Annotated in this window: 19 protein-coding genes and 1 tRNA gene; 8 read left to right on the top strand and 12 right to left on the bottom strand. The window is 31.6% G+C overall.

What is annotated here, in order from left to right:
• Nucleotides 1-322 precede the first annotated feature (322 nt).
• Nucleotides 323-859, top strand: coding sequence for a MarR family transcriptional regulator (locus MEVAN_RS08180; RefSeq protein WP_012066398.1), 537 nt, complete (start codon nt 323-325; stop codon nt 857-859).
• A 36-nt stretch (nt 860-895) separates the two neighbouring features.
• Here MEVAN_RS08180 and MEVAN_RS08175 read toward each other — a convergent pair whose 3' ends face one another.
• From MEVAN_RS08175 to MEVAN_RS08140, 8 genes are all read right to left on the bottom strand, one after another.
• The gene (locus MEVAN_RS08175; RefSeq protein WP_012066397.1) at nt 896-1,321 is read right to left on the bottom strand and encodes an ACT domain-containing protein; all 426 of its coding nucleotides are present in this window, start codon (nt 1,319-1,321) and stop codon (nt 896-898) included.
• Nucleotides 1,322-1,333: 12 nt separating this feature from the next.
• Nucleotides 1,334-2,632, bottom strand: coding sequence for a phenylacetate--CoA ligase family protein (locus MEVAN_RS08170; RefSeq protein ID WP_012066396.1), 1,299 nt, complete (start codon nt 2,630-2,632; stop codon nt 1,334-1,336).
• Nucleotides 2,633-2,641: 9 nt separating this feature from the next.
• A complete protein-coding gene (locus tag MEVAN_RS08165; RefSeq protein WP_012066395.1) occupies nt 2,642-3,208 on the bottom strand; it encodes an indolepyruvate oxidoreductase subunit beta in 567 nt (188 codons plus the stop codon).
• A complete protein-coding gene (iorA, locus tag MEVAN_RS08160) occupies nt 3,205-4,944 on the bottom strand; it encodes an indolepyruvate ferredoxin oxidoreductase subunit alpha (RefSeq protein ID WP_012066394.1) in 1,740 nt (579 codons plus the stop codon). Before iorA ends, MEVAN_RS08165 begins: the two co-directional genes overlap by 4 nt.
• 139 nt (nt 4,945-5,083) lie before the next feature.
• Nucleotides 5,084-6,145: a magnesium/cobalt transporter CorA gene (gene corA, locus MEVAN_RS08155; protein ID WP_012066393.1), complete on the bottom strand. Its 1,062-nt coding sequence runs from the start codon at nt 6,143-6,145 to the stop codon at nt 5,084-5,086.
• A gap of 236 nt (nt 6,146-6,381) precedes the next feature.
• Nucleotides 6,382-6,594 carry a hypothetical protein gene (locus MEVAN_RS08150; RefSeq protein ID WP_048059185.1) on the bottom strand — a complete coding sequence of 71 codons (213 nt, stop codon included), beginning with the start codon at nt 6,592-6,594 and terminating at the stop codon, nt 6,382-6,384.
• Nucleotides 6,595-6,735: 141 nt separating this feature from the next.
• Nucleotides 6,736-6,809: transfer RNA gene (locus MEVAN_RS08145), tRNA-Arg, on the bottom strand.
• Between the two features lie 194 nt (nt 6,810-7,003).
• Complete coding sequence (locus MEVAN_RS08140; RefSeq protein ID WP_012066392.1) at nt 7,004-7,714, bottom strand: (5-formylfuran-3-yl)methyl phosphate synthase; 711 nt, start codon at nt 7,712-7,714, stop codon at nt 7,004-7,006.
• Between the two features lie 220 nt (nt 7,715-7,934).
• On the opposite strand from MEVAN_RS08140, the gene MEVAN_RS08135 reads away from it, so the two are divergent.
• The 5 genes from MEVAN_RS08135 (at nt 7,935) to MEVAN_RS08115 (ending at nt 13,643) form a co-directional block, all read left to right on the top strand.
• Nucleotides 7,935-9,188 (top strand): cation:proton antiporter, encoded by a 1,254-nt coding sequence (locus MEVAN_RS08135; RefSeq protein ID WP_012066391.1) that lies wholly within the window; start codon nt 7,935-7,937, stop codon nt 9,186-9,188.
• A gap of 12 nt (nt 9,189-9,200) precedes the next feature.
• On the top strand, nt 9,201-10,484 hold the full coding sequence (locus MEVAN_RS08130) for a nucleotide sugar dehydrogenase (RefSeq protein WP_012066390.1): 1,284 nt from the start codon (nt 9,201-9,203) through the stop codon (nt 10,482-10,484).
• A gap of 4 nt (nt 10,485-10,488) precedes the next feature.
• On the top strand, nt 10,489-11,580 hold the full coding sequence (wecB, locus tag MEVAN_RS08125) for a non-hydrolyzing UDP-N-acetylglucosamine 2-epimerase (protein ID WP_012066389.1): 1,092 nt from the start codon (nt 10,489-10,491) through the stop codon (nt 11,578-11,580).
• A 96-nt stretch (nt 11,581-11,676) separates the two neighbouring features.
• Nucleotides 11,677-12,546, top strand: a complete 870-nt coding sequence (locus tag MEVAN_RS08120; protein ID WP_012066388.1) for an Mrp/NBP35 family ATP-binding protein — start codon at nt 11,677-11,679, stop codon at nt 12,544-12,546.
• An 80-nt stretch (nt 12,547-12,626) separates the two neighbouring features.
• Nucleotides 12,627-13,643, top strand: a complete 1,017-nt coding sequence (locus MEVAN_RS08115; RefSeq protein ID WP_012066387.1) for an MnmC family methyltransferase — start codon at nt 12,627-12,629, stop codon at nt 13,641-13,643.
• A 4-nt stretch (nt 13,644-13,647) separates the two neighbouring features.
• Here the strand turns inward: MEVAN_RS08115 and mptN are convergent, their stop codons facing one another.
• The gene (mptN, locus tag MEVAN_RS08110; protein WP_012066386.1) at nt 13,648-14,526 is read right to left on the bottom strand and encodes a tetrahydromethanopterin:alpha-L-glutamate ligase; all 879 of its coding nucleotides are present in this window, start codon (nt 14,524-14,526) and stop codon (nt 13,648-13,650) included.
• A gap of 39 nt (nt 14,527-14,565) precedes the next feature.
• Entirely contained in the window at nt 14,566-15,009 is a 444-nt protein-coding gene (locus tag MEVAN_RS08105) for a DUF1890 family protein (RefSeq protein WP_012066385.1), read from the bottom strand.
• A 225-nt stretch (nt 15,010-15,234) separates the two neighbouring features.
• Between MEVAN_RS08105 and MEVAN_RS08100 the strand changes: the two genes are divergently transcribed.
• Both MEVAN_RS08100 and MEVAN_RS08095 read left to right on the top strand, forming a co-directional pair.
• Nucleotides 15,235-15,792, top strand: coding sequence for a PadR family transcriptional regulator (locus MEVAN_RS08100; protein WP_012066384.1), 558 nt, complete (start codon nt 15,235-15,237; stop codon nt 15,790-15,792).
• A 20-nt stretch (nt 15,793-15,812) separates the two neighbouring features.
• Nucleotides 15,813-17,156, top strand: coding sequence for an MATE family efflux transporter (locus MEVAN_RS08095; RefSeq protein WP_012066383.1), 1,344 nt, complete (start codon nt 15,813-15,815; stop codon nt 17,154-17,156).
• An 11-nt stretch (nt 17,157-17,167) separates the two neighbouring features.
• On the opposite strand, the gene MEVAN_RS08090 is transcribed toward MEVAN_RS08095, so the two are convergent.
• A complete protein-coding gene (locus MEVAN_RS08090; RefSeq protein WP_012066382.1) occupies nt 17,168-17,485 on the bottom strand; it encodes a DUF1894 domain-containing protein in 318 nt (105 codons plus the stop codon).
• A gap of 20 nt (nt 17,486-17,505) precedes the next feature.
• The gene (leuS, locus tag MEVAN_RS08085) at nt 17,506-20,364 is read right to left on the bottom strand and encodes a leucine--tRNA ligase (protein WP_012066381.1); all 2,859 of its coding nucleotides are present in this window, start codon (nt 20,362-20,364) and stop codon (nt 17,506-17,508) included.
• Nucleotides 20,365-20,687: the final 323 nt, after the last annotated feature.

Raw genomic sequence — 20,687 nt, 5'->3', positions numbered from 1 at the left:
TACCCCTCCCAAAAGGATAAACTACTATATTGTAAACACTTTAATTTAAACATATCGAAAAAAATGCGGTATAAATTAATATTTTTAGTAAATAACTATACAGTTTATGATTTTTACGATAATTTATTAACTAATCGTAAAAATTATATAATTAAAATTTAGTAAATATTAACTTTAATTTTAAATCCGGTTTTAAAAAAATGAAAAAACTATATAATGTACTAGTAACATAATTCTTCGGATTAGAAACTGACTAAAGAATTACATAGGAAATAAACATTATTTAAATTTTACATAGATTCAATAATTTGGAAAGAAAAAAATGGCATCCCAAGACGACATCCTCTATGAATTTTACAATAATGATGGAATACTTTCAACTGATGAATTAAAGAAAATTTCTAAAATACCAAAGGAGGAAAGTATTAGGAGCATTTCAAAAACATTGAATTCTTTAATTCATAAAAAATTAATTGGAAAAGTAAAGGGGCCTAAAAACAGCACTATCTATTTTCTTACAAATCCGTACTACTTCATATGTGACGACGATGAAAGAATCTTACATGAAAAAAATCACTGCTTAAATGTAATAAAGAAGGTTATGGAACATCATGATGGATGTATTGTTTACGAAAGAAAAAATATGGTCATACTAAAGTTTAATGCAACATACCAAATACGTAATCACTTAAAATTAATAAAATCAGTAATAGATACTTTTGGAAACTGTTTAAAGTATGTACTACATGATAATTACATCATAATAACTGGAAAAACGCATTTGGAAATAGATATGTTCAATATCAATCTTTTTTTAAATGAGAAAAAAGAACATATGTTTCAAAAAAGTTTAAAATAAGGGATAATTACTGATATTAAATTTAATAGATAAAAATTAAATGCCATATATCTCATCGGCATCTAATACTTCAGTATCGTGATCTTTTAAAACTTTAATTCCTTTTTCAATATTTTCAGTTCTTAAAATTGCAAGTGCTTTATCGCCCATTGAAAATGCATAGACATAATCGATACTTATATCTTCTTTTGAAAGCATATCAAGGGTTTTTGATAGTGCACCTACTTTATTTGGGATACATATGCATATAACGTCAGTCAGACTTACCGAAAACATGCTTTCTTTTAAAGCAGTTAATGCATCGTCAGGGTTTGAAACAACCATTCTTAAAATTCCGTAGTCTGAAGTATCCGCAATACTTAATGCAGATATATTTATCCCTTCTTTATCCAAAATCTCAGTTACTTCCTTTAATCTTCCAGATTTGTTTTCCAAAAACACAGATAATTGTTTTATAATCATTAAAACCCCTCCTTAAATTTTTCTTTTGTCAATTACCCTTTTAGATTTTCCTTCAGTTCTTTCAATTGTTTTTGGTTCTACCAATTTGATACTTACGCCAATACCAAGTGTACTCTCAATTTTGTGCTTTATTTTTTTTGAAAGCTGTTCTAACATGCTTATTTTATCTGAAAAGAACTGGCCTTCCACTTCAACCCATACTTCAAGAACGTCTAAATTATTTATCCTATCTACTATTAATAAGTAGTGAGGCTTTGTTTCGCTCAGTTCTAAAAGCACACTTTCAATTTGGGAGGGGAACACATTTACGCCCCGAATAATTAACATATCATCGCTTCTTCCAGTACATTTATTCATCCTAACAAGAGTACGTCCGCAATTGCACTTTTCATAGTTTAATGAAGTTAAATCTCTTGTTCGGTATCTTAAAAGAGGCATTCCTTCTTTTGTAACTGTAGTAAATACCAGTTCTCCAACATTGCCTCTGGAAAGAGTTTTTAGTGTAAGCGGATCTACAATTTCAGGAATAAAGTGGTCTTCGTTTACATGGAGTCCTGCTTGAAATTCACATTCACATGCAACACCAGGCCCCATTATTTCGCTTAAACCGTAAATATCAATTGCTTTTAGCCCCAATTTTTTTTCTATTTCCTTTCTCATGTTTTCAGTCCATGGTTCAGCACCGAAAATTCCAACCCTTAAATTAATGTCATCTAATGAAATTTTAGATTCTTCAAGAGCTTCAGCCAAATAAAGTGCGTAAGAAGGTGTACATGCTAAAACAGATGTTTTAAAGTCGCACATTAATTGAATTTGTTTTTGAGTGTTTCCGCCTGAAATTGGAAGTACGGTAGCACCTAAGTTTTCACTGCCATAATGAAGGCCGAGTCCACCGGTAAAAAGGCCGTAACCGTAAGCAATTTGTATAAAATCATTTTTTGAAACCCCTGCTGCACTCATAGACCGTGCAACAACCTCTGCCCACATTGAAATGTCTCTTCTAGTGTAACCTACAACAGTTGGTTTTCCAGTTGTTCCGGATGATGCATGAACTCTTATTATTTCACTCATTGGAACTGCAAATATTCCAAATGGATAATTATCTCTTAAATCTTGTTTTGTAGTAAATGGGAGCTTTGAAAGGTCATCAATTCCACTAATGTCTTCAGGGTAAATAGATAATTCCTGCATTTTTTTCCTGTAAAATGGAACATTATGGTAAATTCGATTTACCGTATCAATAAGACGTTTACTTTGAAGTTCCTTTAATTCTTCCCTATCCATACATTCAATCGTTTCATTCCAAATCATCTTATCCCCTTATTTTAAGCGGTATCCCATTTCAAAAGCATTTAAATTCAATTCCAAAAATTTTTCAGGAACGGTATCTTTAATTGCTTTTATCCATTCATCTTTTTCAATACTGCTATTTTTTGCAAGAACCCCTATTAATGCAACATTTACGGCTTTAATGGTTCCTGCACTTTTTGCAATAGAAAGGGCGTCAACTGGAATGTAATTAATACTTAAATTTTTAAATTTATCATCTAAATCATCAGGATACATCATTTCGCCAGTAATTACAGGCATTGGATTAATTCTTTGAGTATTTACAATTAAGGTGCCGTTTTCTTTTAGATATTCAATATATCTAGCACCTTCAAGCATTTCAAATGCTAAAAGAATATCCGCAGTTCCTTTTTCAACGACTGGTGAATAAACATTATCCCCAAACCTAACGTATGCAATAACGCTTCCACCACGTTGTGACATTCCATGAACTTCTGAAACTTTTACGTCTTTTCCGATATTTTGTGCAAGTGTGCCCAATATTTTAGACGTTAAAACTGCACCTTGCCCTCCAACTGCTGCAATAACGATATTCATTGTTTTACCTCGATATCTATTGCTGAAAACTTACATACATCCTTACAAAGTCCACAGCCAACACATAGTGCGGTATTAATTCTTGCAATTTTTCCATCAAATGAAATTGCAGGACATCCAATTTTTAAACATAGTTTACAGCCATTGCAATTATTTTCGTCTATAACATAAGTTTTAAAATCAAACTTTATTCCCTTTTTAAGTATACAAGGCCTTTTTGTAATTATTAAAGATGGTTCTTCTGCATTTGTTTCTTCTTTTATTACTTTTTCAAGTTCCATTAAGTCGTATGCGTCAACTACCCTTGTTCGCCTAATGCCTATTGATTTTCCAAGTGCTTCAAAATCAATTACCGGCGTATCTTCTCCTGAAAGGGTTTTTCCTGTTGAAGGGTTTTCTTGATGTCCAGTCATTGCAGTTACGGAATTATCCAATATTATAACCGTGCTATGTCCTTTATTATATACTATATCAATTAATCCAGAAACTCCTGAATGCCAAAATGTTGAATCTCCGATAACTGCAACTGATTTTTTAGCAAAATCTATTCCTCGTGCTTGTTCAAACCCGTGTGCCATACCGACACTTGCACCCATACAAATCGTTGTATCGATTGCATTTAATGGTGCAAAGCCACCTAACGTGTAACAGCCTATATCGCCTGCAACATGTAGTTTCAATTTTTTTAGAATATAAAATGGCCCCCTATGGTGACATCCGGGGCATAAAACAGGAGGTCTTTGAGGAAGGCCTTCAAATGGAGGTAAAACTTCTTTTATTTCATTTAAAAGGACTTTTCTCAATATTTCACAGCTTAATTCGCCACTAATTGGAAATACTTCTTTTCCGATTACATTGTAACCCATTGACCTGATTTTTTGTTCAGTTATAGGTTCAAGTTCTTCAAAAACATATACTGTATCGCAAGAATTAATAAACTCGGCTATTTTATTAGTTGGTAAAGGATAAGTCATTCCAAGTTTTAAAAATGATGCATCTAAAACAACATCTTTTGCATAGTTATACGCGACACCGCTTGTAATAATTCCTATTTTTTTACTATTATATTCAATTTCGTTGATAGATATAGATTCAGCCTCTTTTTCAAGATTTAAAAGCCTTTCATCTACCAATACTCTTCTTTTTCGCATATTTATGGGTGCAGAAATATATTTAGAGGGATTATAATCATAAGATTTTAAACCAACTTCATTTCTTTCTTTTAACTCCACGAGGCTTTGTGAATGAGATACCCGCGTACCCAATCTTAAGATTACGGGAGTATCATATTTTTCACTAATTTCAAGACCTAATTTTACATAATCCTTGCATTCTTGACTGTTTGAAGGTTCTAATACGGGGATTTTTGCAAAAATTCCATAATATCTAGTATCCTGCTCGTTCTGAGAGCTATGCATACTAGGGTCATCTGCAACAACAATTAAAAGTCCTGCATTAATTCCAGTATATGATACTGTCATTAAAGGGTCTGCTGCAACGTTTAATCCAACGTGTTTCATTGAAACTACAGTTCTTGCCCCGGCAATTGCAGAACCAATTCCCACTTCAAGAGCAACTTTTTCATTTACTGACCATTGAGATTTTATATCGCTATAATTTGCAATATATTCAGTAACCTCAGTACTCGGGGTTCCAGGGTACGCAGTTGCCACTAAAACGCCTGCTTCATAAGCACCCCTTGCTACTGCCTCATTTCCAAGCATTAACTTTTTCATGTTCAACCTCGGAGGATTATTTACCTAATCAGGTGTTTTGACGTAAAAATAGCAATATAATGTTACAGGTTTGGTCAATAACATTATTTTCTTAGATGGATATAGTATGACTGTTATTTATGCATATTGTATTTTTAAATTATATCCATTTTTTTCGCCTGAAAAATAATAACATTACGGATATCATTAAAGCCATTAAAATTAAAATGTAGTAGTATCCAAAGGGTAATTTTAATTCCGGCATGTTTTCAAAATTCATGCCGTATAATCCTGCGACAAATGATAAAGGTATGAATATCGTCGAAATTATTGTTAAAACCTTCATTACTTCGTTCATATTGTTACTCATTACAGAAAGATGTATTTCTGCAATGCTTGAAGTGTTATCCTTTAAAACATCTATTGTTTCAATTAAATGTACCGTGTGGTCGTAAAGGTCACGTATATATATTAAAGTACCCTTTTCTATAAACTCAAAATCATCCCTACTAAATTTATGAAATATTTCTCTTAAAGGCCCTACTTGCTTTCTTAAAATTACCAAAATCTGCCTTAATCGCCGTATTCTCACGATTTCTTTTGGGTCAATTTCAGAAAAAACTTTTTCGTCACATTTTTCAATTTCATCTTCGATATACGAAATTATCTCAAAATACCGGTCAATAATAGAATCCAGTAACCCGTAAAATAGATAATCCATCTTTTTTGCCCAGATTGACCCTTTTTTATTCTCAATACGTTCTATTAACCTATTTGCTAGCTTGGTATCATTTTCAAAGAATGTTATCAAAACATTTTCTTTTAATACTACACTAAGCTGTTCAGAATCGATATTTTTTGTAAATTTGTTTTGTTCAACGAGACTTGTTACAAAATACTTGTATTTTTCATATACTTCAAATTTTGTCCTTTGAGACGTATTTAATATATCTTCAAGTGTAAGCTTATGAATTTCAAAAATATTCCCCAATGTCTTTAAACCTTCTGGTTCGTGAAATCCGTAGAAAATTATCCAATTTACTCGATTTTTGTCCAAATTTTTAAGTTCATCAATGTTTAAAACTGTATTTTTACTAAATGAACCTTTATCAAAACTTACAAGTACTATTTCAGATTCTTTAGGCCTTACTTCTCCAGTATATATCAATTCACCAGGTGGCGTACCAACTTTTTTAGAATATTGTTTAGTAACTCTTTTCAAAATCTCCCCATAAAATTTCAATTAAATTTCAAATTTAACAGTAATATCAGTTAAACCTAATAGATTAAAATTTGTAAAATAGTGCATTTAAATGTTTTGAAAACGTTTTTTAACTAATTAAAAAAAGAATTAACAGTAAAATTTCCATTTAACCGTTTATAATAAGGTTTTTCAAAAATAACCTCATTTGTAAAATATAAATCTTTATCTTGAATTTTTTTAAGTTTTAACACTATTCAGGTGATATTTGAAAAAAATTCCATATTAATATCAGGTAAAGTTTTTTCTAAAAATAAAGTTACTAACCCATAATCCGGATTTTCATGAACTACAACGCCAAAATAGTTTTCATTATGTTCTTTTTCTGGTAGCAACAATATTAAAAGATTATATTTAAAAGTTACCTCGTAAAAACATTCTCCCTCAACAAAAGACACTACAAAAACCATTTAGCCCGCCTAGCAAATTTAACGCAAAAATATAAACGTAAAATATAAAGTAAATTTTATCATTTATTATTAAAATAATATTCTAAAAAAATGAAAGAATTATAACATAAAAAGTATTTCTGCACTAAATCTTAAAAAATGCGCCCTCATCGGGATTTGAACCCGAGTCCACGGATCCGCAGTCCGCGAGGATATCCTAACTACCCCATGAGGGCATTTTTTTATAATATGGGTTATTTCTTAAAATAACCCTTTTATACTAAAGATATTATCAATATTAATAGTTTTTGGTTCTTACCTGCCTAAAACTTTATTTCCTGTTAGTTACTCCAAGGATTAAAGTAATAGATTAAAATAGTTAAATTTAAAAATAAACTTATTTAAAAGTAAAATTTGATGCTAAGTAAAATTACTCCTTACAAATTTTAACTATTTCTTTTACAAGGTCTTTTTGAATTTTCCCTTCGTTTCTATCTCCTTTAGTGCATGCAGCACCACGAATTCCGACAATATCGCATCCAATTTCTTTTAACATTGGAATTTCTTCTTTTTTAATGGAACCTGCCAAGGCACATTTCATTCCATATTTATGAGTTTCTTCGACAAATTCCTTCAATAAATCAATACTTAAGTGATCAAAAAGAGTTTTACCATCTTTTACCGCAGTGTCAAGCATTGCTACATCGCATCCGGAGTCTCTTGCAATTTTTGGAATAATTAAAGGGTCTACTGCACCAACCCGATAGGCATCAGCATATCCTGCAGCTACAACAATTTTTTTAGGGTCTTCGGATTTCACTGCATTTGAAACGTTTTTCATGACGTCTACTGCTTCTTGGTAAGACCTTGTACCGTAAAGCCCTATTTTTATGTAATCTGCCCCACTTATAGTTGCACCCAATGCTGCAAGCGTAACTGTTCCGGGCTTATAATGTACATCCCCGATTGCTGCACTTACCAACATACCGTTAGGTGTTGCACTTCTTATTTCTTTAATTACCCATGGAAAATTTGCACCAAGGGAGCCTTCAGGCGGATTTTTAACGTCGATAATGTCTGCACCACCATTTATTGCTTCATAAGCTTCAGCTACATCTTTAGGACTTACCAATAATATCACAATTTCACCCAATTATTTCAAAATGCCTAACCTAAGGTTATAAATATGTATTCTTATTTATTGTATCTGGTTTATATTATCCAAAATTATTTAATGTATAAAAATTTAACGATTTGTATGCCGTATTTGTATGCAATATATTACTTCTAAAAATTTAATTTAAAAATAATTTAAAAATAAAGTTACGGGCCCCCGAGAATGCATTTAATCAGGTGTTAAGATGGAAGTCCCCCTTGCAATAGGGTATATATCCCTATTATTTATAATCGGATCATTTATCGCCAAAATAGCAGAGCGTATCGGCATTCCGGATATTCCCCTACTTTTACTAACTGGTTTAATTATCGGTCCAGTATTTGGCATAATTCCTACCAATTATGCCCAACTGCTCTTTTCGTTTGTTGGAACGATTGGACTTATAATTGTTTTATTAGTTGGAGCTTTTGAAATGAGATGGATTGTTTTAAAAAGGGTTTTAAGTACTGTTTTAAAACTGGATACCGTCGCACTAGTTATTTCATTGTTAGTTTCGGGATTTATATTCAACTTAGTTTATGGAATTCCATTTGTTTGCCCGATAGGGTATGTTTTTGGTGCCGTAAACTGCTCTACTGATCCTGCAACACTAATTCCCGTATTTTCAAATTCAGACATAGACCCAAAAATTGCAGTAACTTTGGAAGCTGAAAGTGTATTTAACGACCCGTTAGGTATTGTTGCAACGTCTCTTAGTCTTTCTACACTTGGACTTTCAAAAAGTTTAAATCCGTTTATTGATTTTATAACGTTATCTTTTGGAGGGATTCTTTTAGGGCTTTTTGGAGGAAAGTTATTTGAAATTATTGTTTCAAAAGAAGAATTTGGTGAGTATATTGCACCGTTTGGCGTAGGGGCTGCAATGGCAATATGGTATATCGGGGAAGAAATCTTTCCAACGTTTTTTGGCCATGGTTTAAGTGGCTACATGGCAATTGCAATAATGGGTATATATATTGGAAACGTCCTTACAAAAAAACCTAATAAGTCTAAAGAAATGCATAAAATGGCAGAATTCTGTACTGATTTATCCTCCCTTACAAGAATTTTGATATTTGTATTTTTAGGTGCAAGTATCAGTATGTCCCTTTTAAAGGGTTTTGGACTATTTGGGCTTTTATGTGCAGTCGGTTCAGTATTTATTGCACGACCTTTAGGCGTATTTATAGCAACTGCAATTCCCCCTGTAAATTCCTTAAAAGAAAGAATATATTTTGCACTCGAAGGGCCTAGGGGCGTTGTTCCAGCAGCACTGGCTGCAATGATCTATTCAGAAATAATGGCTAATCCAGATGCAATACCTGTGTCTGTTTCAAATTACATGCCTCCAGAAACGATTGCAGGGTCAATACTTGTTGCAACGTTCCTTACAATATTTTTAAGTGTCGTAGTTGAGGCTTCGTGGGCATACCCATTAGCAAACAAACTTTTTAAATAATTTGGTGATTTCATGGATAAACACGAAAAGCAAAAAATTAAGAAAATTTGTGTGATAGGGCTTGGATATATAGGACTTCCAACTGCATCAATGCTTGCAAACCACGGTTACGAAGTAATTGGGGTAGATATTAGTGAAAAAAGAGTAAACGAAATTAAAAATGGGGACTTTAAAATTGAAGAACCAGGGCTCTTAACTCTTTTAAAAGGAGCAATTAATTCAAAAAATCTAAATGTAAAAACTAAAGCAGAAAAAGCCGATGCATTTATTATTTGCGTTCCAACCCCTGCAATAGGTTGCGATGACGGTTCAAAAAAATGCGATTTAAGCTATGTTTTAGATGCTGTTAATTCAATCTTACCATATATTGATGAAGGAAACCTGATTGTAATTGAAAGCACAATCCCACCTGAAACAACTCAAAAAATTTATGATATCATTGATAAAAAAGTATATGTTGCCCACTGCCCTGAAAGAGTTCTTCCCGGAAAAATATTAAAAGAACTCGTTGAAAATGACCGGATAATCGGTGGAATTAATAAAAAATCTGCGGAAATGGCAAAAGAAATTTATAAATCTTTTGTAGAAGGGAAAATTTACATAACTGATTCAAATACTGCGGAAATGGTAAAATTAATGGAAAATACGTATCGAGATATTAATATCGCTCTTGCAAATGAATTTGCAAAAATCTGCGATGAAATAGGTGTAAATGTATGGGATGCGATAAAAATTGCAAATAAGCACCCTAGAGTAAATATTTTAAACCCTGGCCCGGGGGTTGGAGGGCATTGCATAAGTATTGACCCATGGTTTATTGTTGAAAAAACCAATAATGCAAAATTTATTCGATCAGCAAGGGAATTGAATGACAAAATGCCTTATTACGTGTGTAATATGATAATATCCGAATTAAAGAATTTAAACATTGAAAAACCAAAAGTTACCGTATTTGGTGCAACATACAAGGGAAATGTTGAAGATACTAGAGAAAGTCCCTCAAAAAAAGTTATAGATGCACTTGCTGAAAAAAATATTCCAGTTTCAACTTATGACCCTCATGCGAATTCTTTTGAATACGAACTACACTCCCTTGAAGATAGCATTGTTAATTCAGACTGTATTGTAGTATTAACTGACCATAATGAATTTAAAAGCTTTAAAAAGGAAGAAATAGATGAAATATCTAAAAAACTTAAAAATAAGCTCATAATTGACACTAAGAATATATTAAATCATAACCTTTGGAAAAAAGCAGGATTTAAAATAAAACTGCTCGGTAATGGGGCTTGGTGACTAAATGTTAAAAATAGGGATAATCCTTGGAACTCGACCCGAGATAATTAAAATGTCCCCCTTAATTCGGGGACTACAAAATAAAAATTCTTTTTTAATTCATACGAATCAACATTATTCTGAAAATATGGATAAAATCTTTTTTGAAGAATTAAATTTAAAAAGACCGGATTATAATTTAAATATAGGGTCAAGTAGTCATGGAAATCAGACCGGAAGGATGTTAGTTGAAATTGAAAAGGTTTTACTAAACGAAAAACCCGATATAGTACTTGTCCAAGGTGACACAAACACGGTTTTAGCGGGAGCCCTTGCAGCTTCTAAATTAAATATAAAAATAGCACATATTGAAGCAGGACTTAGAAGTTTTGATAGAAAAATGCCTGAAGAGACTAATCGTGTTTTGACAGACCATATTTCACACTATCTATTTGCACCAACTGAAATTGCAAAAAAAAATATTTTAAGAGAAGGAATACTTGAAAAAAATATATTTGTTGTTGGAAATACCATTGTTGATGCAACTGTTCAAAACTTAAAAATTGCGGAACAAAATAAAGATATTTGCACTTTTTTATCAAATTTAACAGGAAATAATGAATATTTTTTATTAACATTACATCGGGCAGAAAATACAGATAGTGTTGAAAATCTATCAAAACTTGTATTTGCAATAACTCAAATCGTTAAAAAATATCAAAAACAAATTATTTTTCCAGTGCATCCTAGGACGAAAAAAAAATTAATTGAGTTTGGACTTTTTAACGATTTATCAAAAAATAACTTGGTAAAAGTGATTGAACCTATAGGATACCTTGAATTTTTAATGCTTGAAAAAAATGCTCGTTTAATAATTACAGATAGTGGTGGCGTTCAAGAAGAAGCTTGTATTTTAAATGTTCCCTGTGTAACTTTAAGGGAAAATACTGAACGGCCAGAAACTATTTTGGTAAACTCAAACATCCTTTCAGGATGTGAACCTGAAAAAATCCTTAATTCCATTGATTTTATGCTAAATAACAATAATACTTGGGAAAATCCGTTTGGAAAAGGGAATTCTGGAGAAAAAATTATTGAGATACTTTTAAATAAATAAAAATATAATAATGATTTGCCCATATGGGTAAATTATTTTATATATTATGTTAATTTACATATTGATGAAATTTAATAAAGCCAGATGGTGAAAAGCATGTCAGATGAATGCTCTGGAAAATGTGACTCTTGTGAATCTACTTCGTCATGTTCGGATACAAAGAAAATGATGGAACAGCAAAACGCAGAAATAAGGGAAAAAATGTCCAAAATTAAGTATAAAATAGCAGTAATTAGCGGAAAAGGGGGCGTTGGTAAATCAACAGTTACTGTAAACCTTGCTGCAACCCTTAATATGATGGGAAAATCCGTTGGAGTACTGGATGGAGATATTCACGGCCCCAATATTCCGCAAATGCTGGGAGTTTCTGAAATTCAACCCTTAGCTGATGAAAATGGAATTTATCCCGTATTATCACCACAAGGAATCAGAACAATGTCGATAGGGTACTTCCTACCCGATGTAAATACTCCAATAATATGGAGGGGCCCAAAAGCAAGTGGTGCCGTTAGACAGTTTTTAAGTGATGTTAATTGGGGCGATCTTGATTTTTTATTAATAGATACCCCCCCAGGGTCTGGAGATATTCAATTGACTACATTACAGTCGATTCCAGATATTGACGGGATTATAATAGTTACTACCCCAGAAGAAGTTTCTGTTCTTGATGCTAGAAAATCAGTATCTACTGCAAATACTCTTGAAATTCCAATAATTGGGCTTATTGAAAACATGGGCGGTTTTGTATGTCCAGAATGCGATAAAGTAATTGATGTATTTGGAAAAGGCGGTGGAGAAAAAGCTGCAAAAGAATTAGACGTTTACTTCCTTGGAAGAATCCCGCTTGATGTAAAAGCAAGAGTTGCATCAGATAGGGGGATTCCAATGGTTACATTAGACTGTAAGGCTTCAGAAGAATTCAAAAAAGTTGTTGGGCAAGTCCTTGAAAGAATACCGAAGAAATAATTAGAAAATAATTAAATCTTCTTTTTAAATTTTTTAAAAGTATTATTGAATAAAAAATAGTTATTAAAATTGGTGTTTTAATGCTTCCAAACAAAAAAGCTATTGATTTAATCAAAATTTACATGGAAAAAGAGTATAGTTTAGAAAATTTTTCAAGCTTAATTGATGAACTTATTAAAAAAGATTTACTCGTAAAAACGGATGATGAAACATTTACTATTCGTTCAGAAGACCCAGATGAACTGATGCACTCTAAAGTTGGCGCACTTGTTGAAAGTATTTCAAAATTTGTAATTCCTTCAAATTTAAAGGAGATAAAAAGCCCAAATATCCTCGATTTATGTAGTGGAATCGGATATAATGCAGTTTCCGCACTTCATAAAAATATTGATTCAAACGTAGATATGGTTGAATTTAGTAAAGAAATGTTATTTTTATCACTTGCACTATATATCCCAATTAAAGAGCATGAACTTATTAAAGAATCAATTTTAAATTTTTTTAAGGGAAAAACGGGGGGAAAAATAAGAATTTTTAATGAAGATGCAAGGGTTACTTTAAAAAGAACATCTCTTAAAACTTATGACGTTGTATTTCATGATGCATTTTCACCATTAAAAGACCCTGTTTTATATACTGTTGACTTTTTAAAGTTAATATATAACATAATGAATGATTCAGGTGTTTTAATATCATATTCGTCCTCAATTCCGTTTAGAAGTGCACTTGTTGAATCAGGCTTTATAATTTCAGAAGGCCCTTCAATCGGAAGGAAAAGAGGGGCAACAATTGCATATAAAAATCCAGATAAAAAACAGATATCTACATTAGTAAGAATTCCCGATTCAGATGAAAGATTAATTGCATTATCAACTGTGGGAATTCCATATTCAGATAAAAATTTGGACTTAACTTCCGAAAAAATCATTGAAAATAGGGAAATAAAGCGTGAAGAATTAAAAAACAAGCTTGGAGATAAATATTATACTACAAAAAAGATAAAGCTTGGAAAAATAGATGAAAAACTTTTAAAAATTCAAGAATATGGAAATAATTCATCAGAAATTATTAAAAAAATGAAAAGTGCATATTTTTAGGATTTTAACATCGTTTAGAATATTCAATTGCAGCATCAATAATATACTGAGTAATGTTTGTATCGGAAACTCTTGAAAGTCCTTCCCATGAAGGGCATGCATTTACTTCAATTACTTTTAAACCGTCAGAACTTTCCATAACATCAACTCCTGCATAAACGAGTCCAAGTGCATCTTTTGCAGCTAAAACGAGTTTACTTAATTCTTCAGATACTTCACACTTTTCTGCAACCCCGTTTTGATGAATATTGGTAATCCAGCTGTCTGACTTTCGATACATTGCTGAAACTACTTTATCTCCAACAGCAAATGCCCTTATATCCCTATAAACATTATTTGGATTTGTTACAAATTCCTGAAGATAAATTACCCCATTATTACTTTTAAAGGTGTTTAAAGCTTTTAATTTAGCAACGGTAGACCTACCCTTAACCCGTACAAGTCCTCGTCCCTGACTTCCAAAAAGAGGTTTTAGTACAACATCTTCAAATTTTTCAGCAGCAATTAACGCTTTATTTACGTCTTCAGAAATAATCGTTTTTGGATGGGGTATCTTATTTACCTCCATTAAAAAAGAAGTTCTAAATTTATTTCCTGCATTTTCAATACCGTCCATTGGATTTATTATTGGAACGTAATTTTCAAGATATTTTAGCGTGTCAAACCTGTGAAACATCTCTACGCCGTCACCGATATTCCTAATAAATGCACACTCTAAATCAGTAATGTTTCGGTTATTATGTTCAAATTTTACGTCAGACGCAATCGATGAAACTATCTTTGAGGGCTGAATAAAAACTGGGTCAATATCATTTTTTTCCATCTTGCTTTTTAATTCATCAGTAACCCAGTCTCGTTCTTCGGAAATTATTCCCATTTTCATATTAACACCACAAATGTAATTTAGTCACTATTAAATAGTTTAAATTTCTGAAATTATTTTTTTTATTTTAACATTTAAGGGCGTTGGATTGTGAAATGCTTTCGCCATTTCTGCCTTTACACCATTATCTGACAATATTTTAACTAGTTCATTCTCAAAATCTTTTCCAAATACTATTGCAGATGCATCAATATTATAGACCATTTTATATGTTATAATGTAATTAACTGCTGCATCATTATGTGCAAAACCAAAAATATAGTCTACGGGGATTTTTTCTTTCAATCCTTCATCAATTGATTGAAAACCCACTCCTTTAAGGTAGTATTTTTCAGGATCTGCTGATTCGATAAGTTTTAAGGCCGCAGGATTTGCAGAAACTACTATTTCATGTCCTTTGTTTTTTAAAAGGCTTAAAAGGTTCATAAATGAAGGAATTAAAACTGGGGGCTCAGGACATCCTAAAATTATCATTATTTTCAAAAGTACCACCAAAACATATTACGGTAATCTACATTTACGGGTGAAGGATATTAATATTTTCCGATTTTTTTAGGCAAATATTTTTAACTATTATATTTTAGCATATTTTTAAATTATTTTTAAATTAGTTTATATATTATTATATACGTATAATATTATAAATATGGGATATACTTTTACAATAAAATATAGTTTAATGATTCGCACTTAAAAACGAGAGGAACTATGGATCCTGAAACCGAAATTTCAAACATGGAATCTGCAATCTTAGGCCTATTAATTGAAAAACCGATGTACGGTTATGAAATTGAAAAAAAAATTGACGAACGAAATATGAGACAATGGACAGAAGTTGCATTTTCTTCAATATACTACGTCCTAAAAAAGTTAGAAGAAAAAAAACTTGTTGAAAGTAAAACTACAAGCAAAAACGGCAGAACAAGAAAAATTTATTACTCGACGGATTTGGGTCATTTAGTAATGAAAAATAAAGTAAAATCCCTCCTTTCTAATAATGAAAAACTAATTTCAGGTTTTGACCTTGGACTAAGTAATCTTTGGATGTTATCTCGTGAAGAGGCCATTGAAACTTTTGAAAAATATATTATTTCAGTTGAAAACAGTATTTCTACATTTAACGACGTTAAAAAACGAATTGAATCTGAAAATCTCCCCAATTATATATTAGAGCTTCCAAAAAGGAGTTTAATGCACCTAAATTTGGAAAAAGAATTTGCTATAGAATTTAAAAAAAAATTAGAATATGACAATAAATTAATGTAAAATATATTATTGTGATAAATATGGTTTATAAAAGTGAATTTTTAGGAATTGAGCCCGTAAAGACGTTACTTATAAAATTATCCATTCCAGCTATAATTGGTATGCTTATTATGGCACTTTATAACGTAGTTGACGGGTTTTTTATAGGTAGATGGGTTGGAACACTTGCATTTACAGGAGTTTCATTAATATTCCCATTTCAAATGGTAGTACTTGCTTTTGGAATTACTTTCGGAATTGGGGGTGCATCAATTTTATCAAGAAAACTTGGTGAAGGCAATTTAAAAATTGCAAAAAAAGCTGCTGGAAATTCAATCAGTATGGTGTTAATTTTATCGTTATTAATAACAACACTAGGAATTTTATTTGCAGTTCCAATTTTAAATCTTTTAGGGGCTTCTGTTGAGGTATTTCCTTACGCTAAAGATTATTATTTAATAATTCTCTATGGGACAATATTTAATAGCTACTTAATTGTTGCAAACAACCTTGTTCGCGCAGAAGGATTGGCAAAAATTGCAATGTTTGGAATGGTTTTTCCAGCGGTTTTAAACACAATGCTTGATGTACTTTTTATTATCGGATTAAACATGGGTGTAAAAGGGGCTGCAATTGCAACCGTGATTTCACAAGTTGTCGGCGTAATTTATCTTACGTATTACCAGCTTGGGAAGCATACTAGTATTAAATACAAGGTTAATGATTTTTTAATTGATATAAAAACATGCGTAGAGATAATACTTATAGGTGCATCCGAATTTGCAAGAACTATCATGAGTAGCGTTCTTTTAGTACTTGGAAACAATTTACTTGGATTTTATGGCGGGGACATTGCAATTGCAATCTTTGGCGTAGTAAATCGAATTGCAATGCTTTTATTTATGCCAGTACACGGGATAGTTCAAGGACTTCAGCCTATTGTTGGATATAACTATGGGAAAGGAAATTTAAAAAGAGTTAGTGAAGCAGTGAAACTTGCGTTAATCTCGACTACAAGTCTTTGTTTCTTGGGCTTTATCTTCATAATAGCATTTCCAGAGCAATTTATCAGGATATTCATAACAGATAGTGAGGTAATCTCAAAGGGAATACTCCCAATAAGGATATTTTTCGGATTTTCATTCTTAATAGGGGCCCAAATGGTAATTAGCGGATTATATCAATCACTTGGAAAAGCATTACCTGCATTTGTTCTTTCCTGTGCAAGGCAGACTTTATTTTTAATTCCCCCAATGATTATTCTTCCAATGTATATCGGGTTAAATGGAATATGGCTCGCAATACCGTTAGGCGACTTTTTAGGGTTTTTACTTTCAGTAGGGCTCATATATATTGATAGAAAAATGCTAAACCTTTCATTTTAATTTTTAAAAAATTACCAGAATTTTAATTTTGAAAGGATACCTTTTTTTTCCCCTTCTTTTTTAGTTTTCTCATGAGAATCAATATACTGATTCATTGGAACCTTTAATACGTGTGTTCCATAGCAGGGTTTTGTATATGGAAAAATTATAAAATCTTCTTCATAACCAACTGGAATTGGAGGGACTCCAATTAGCATTACTCCTTCTAAAATTTCATCACCAGGATTAAATTCACGGATATTTTTATAGTGCTGTTTTATATAATCACTGCATTCCTTAAAAGAACCTTTTAAGAGAGTTTCGTGACTATAATTGTCGATGCATGACATGTATTTCACCAAAAAATAAATTATTCCATGTATATTGCAGGCTTATAGGGAATTGCAAATTTCTTTTTGCCATTAAAGTCTTCCCCGCCAATAATTACATTGCATTCAAATTCCTTTTCAATAAATGTTTTAGCATTTTCAAGTATTTCTACTTCAGCTATTGCTTTCTTAACGCCAACTTTCATTAAATCGTTAATTAATTTCATGACGTCTTTTCCATGTCTTTTAAACCTTTCTTCTTTCATTACGATGGGGATTAACTCTTTAACGTTTTTTTCACTGTTTTTATTCATAAATTCAAGAAGTTCATATTTCCAATCGTCTGCAGTATATAAATACATTTTTTCAGGATTTATTTTTGCAACATTTTTGATATTTCGTATATCTTCCATTGTAAACCGGATAAATTCCTCCCCTAATTCCAACTCTTCATTAATATATTCTATTTTAACATTTGGGAATATTTCTTTCGAAATAAATCCATTATGTCCCAATAGTTCCCATATTTCTTCGCAAAGGTGGGGCGTTACAGGAGAAAGTAACTTAGTCCATATTTCAACGACTTCTTTTAAAACGCCATTGTTATCCCCACCTCTTCTTTTGTACCATCTTAAATCATTTATTAACTCGTAAAACATGAGTCCGATTTTTCTTAAATGGAACTCTTCATAAGCTTTTTCTGCAAAATTAATTGAAGAATGGGTTTTATGTAATAACCATTTATCAATTATTGAAAGTTCTTTTTCGATAATCCCTTCTTTAGTTACTAAAACTGCAAGTTCATAAAGTTTTATTAAATTATCTCTTGCCTTTTCCATTTCTTTAAATTTAACATCTGCATCCTGCGGAAGTTCGGCACATGTTGTAATATAAAATCTTGCTACATCTGCCCCAAAAGTTTCAGAAACTTCTAAAACGGGCAAAACTGGCCCCTTTGACTTTGAAAGTTTTTTGCCTTCAATTGTAACATAGCCATTTATTTCAATCCCTCTTGGCCAGTGTTCCTTTTTAAATAGTGCTACATGGTTAAATATCATAAATGATAGGTGATTTGGAATTAAATCTTTTGCAGAACATCTCCAATCAAGAGGGTAGAAATATAAGAATTCTTTTCTCATTTCTTCAATTATTTCGATTGAAACTTCTGATACATTAGAAATTTCAGCTAAATTTCCATTTCCTGAGAAGACGTATTCAAATAATTCAGAGGTAAGTTGATTTTCATTTATTCCCGCATTTATAAATCTTGCAATTGTATAATATGCCATGTAGATTGTACTGTCAGATAATGACTCAATCATCCAGTTTGTATCAAATGGTAACTTGGTTCCAAGTCCTTTTCTCCTTGCACAGGCCTTATCCTTCATCCAGTCGATTTTGTTGTGAAATTCATGCCGTAAATTTTCAGGTGCAAATTCCATGCTATCAATGCACTCATGTGCAAGTCTTTTCCAATTTTCGTCAGAATAAGTAATAAACCACTGTCCTTTAACAGTTTTTATAATGCACTTTTCACCGCATCTACATACAACTTTTGGTTCTGAAAATTCGTACATTATTTCAGAAATGCCGAAATTCATGTAATCCTTTATTAATTTTTCTTTAATATCCTTTACAGAAGTTCCTTTGTATTCTGGACAGTTTTCGTTCAATTTACCCTTGTGAAATTCATCCTTATAGATTTTACTTGTTGCTTCCTCTAACAGGGCCTCATCTTTTTGATTTTTTATATTCATCTTTTCTACAATTTCTTTTGCAGGGTATTTACCGTATCCTTCAATTTCGATTAATGAAATAAGCCCTACTTCTTCAACTTTTTCTAAATCCCTTAATGCAACGTAATCGTATGGTGCATGAGCTGGAACACTCATTACACAACCTGTTCCAATATTCATTTCAACGAATTCTGCTGGAAAAATTGGAACTTTTAAGTTTGTAACTGGATTTTTAATTTTTAAGCCAATTAATTCGCTTCCCTTAAATTCTTTTAAAATTTTAATGTTTTTGTCTTGTTCTTTTAATTTATCTGCACATTCTTTTCCAACAATCCATAACCCGTTGTACTTTAAATCTACATCTTCACTGTCTAATTTTTGGATTTCATCATAAACTTCCGCTAAAACATAAATTTCATCTGGATTTACCCATGCATTGGTTACCCCAAATACGGTTTCTGGCCTTAATGTTGCCATTGGAATAATTACATCTTTTTCATCAAACGTAGATGTAAATTTAATTAAATTGTATTCAACTGTTGTTGATTCTTCGCCGTGAAGTAAATCATGATCCTCTACTGGATTTTCACATTTTGGACAGTACCTTACAGGGTGAGAGCCTTTTTTAATAAGTCCAAGGTCTTTTAACTTATAAAACTGCCACTCTATGAATTTACTAAATACCTTATCATCAGTTTTAAAATTTCTTCTCCAATCAAGAGAAAATCCCATTTTTTTAAATGCATCTGTTGCTTTTTTTGAAAAACATTCAACAATTGCTTCAGGAGTATCTAGTTTTAAAAGTTCATCCATTGGAATATTGTGTAAATTAGTATATGCCCAGATTATATCCTCTTTTTTTTCTTTTATCTGGTTTGCTAACCCTAAAATTGGAGTTCCAGTAACATGAAACCCAAAAGTCCATAGAACATTTTTATTTTTCATTCTCTGGTACCTTGCAATGGTTTCAGGGATTGTAAATGTTCTTAAATGTCCTGCATGTAAAACCCCATTAAGATAAGGAAATGCTGCAGAAATAAAGAATTTTTCACGATTATCATGTTTTGTTTCAAAAATTTTTGATTCATCCCATTTTCTTTGCCATTTATCCATTATTTGGATTAAATCAATTGATTTAAAAGAAGTTTCCATGTTTTCAACCATAATTTCACTCCCATAATTTAAAACGCCCGTTTAATAGGATTTTTTAATAACAATATCATAACGATATCAAATGTATATTACAATTATGCGATAAGTCTATTTTGCCAATATGTGTGATATTACTAAATATCTCTGCTAGTTATTGACTCGTCAATAAATACTACTAGAATAATAGTTAAGATTGGGAATAGAGATATTTCAATTATACTTTCAAAATCAAATGTGCCAAACAATATCAATTTAGCTAATATTTTCACAAATTATATAAATATATTTTATAAATAAACTCATGGTTAACATGCGAAATTATTTTAACAGTTATT

Origin of the sequence: Methanococcus vannielii SB, from assembly GCF_000017165.1 — an archaeon.
GTDB lineage: Archaea > AGJL01 > Methanococci > Methanococcales > Methanococcaceae > Methanococcus > Methanococcus vannielii.
This window is presented reverse-complemented; position numbering and strand designations above follow the sequence as displayed.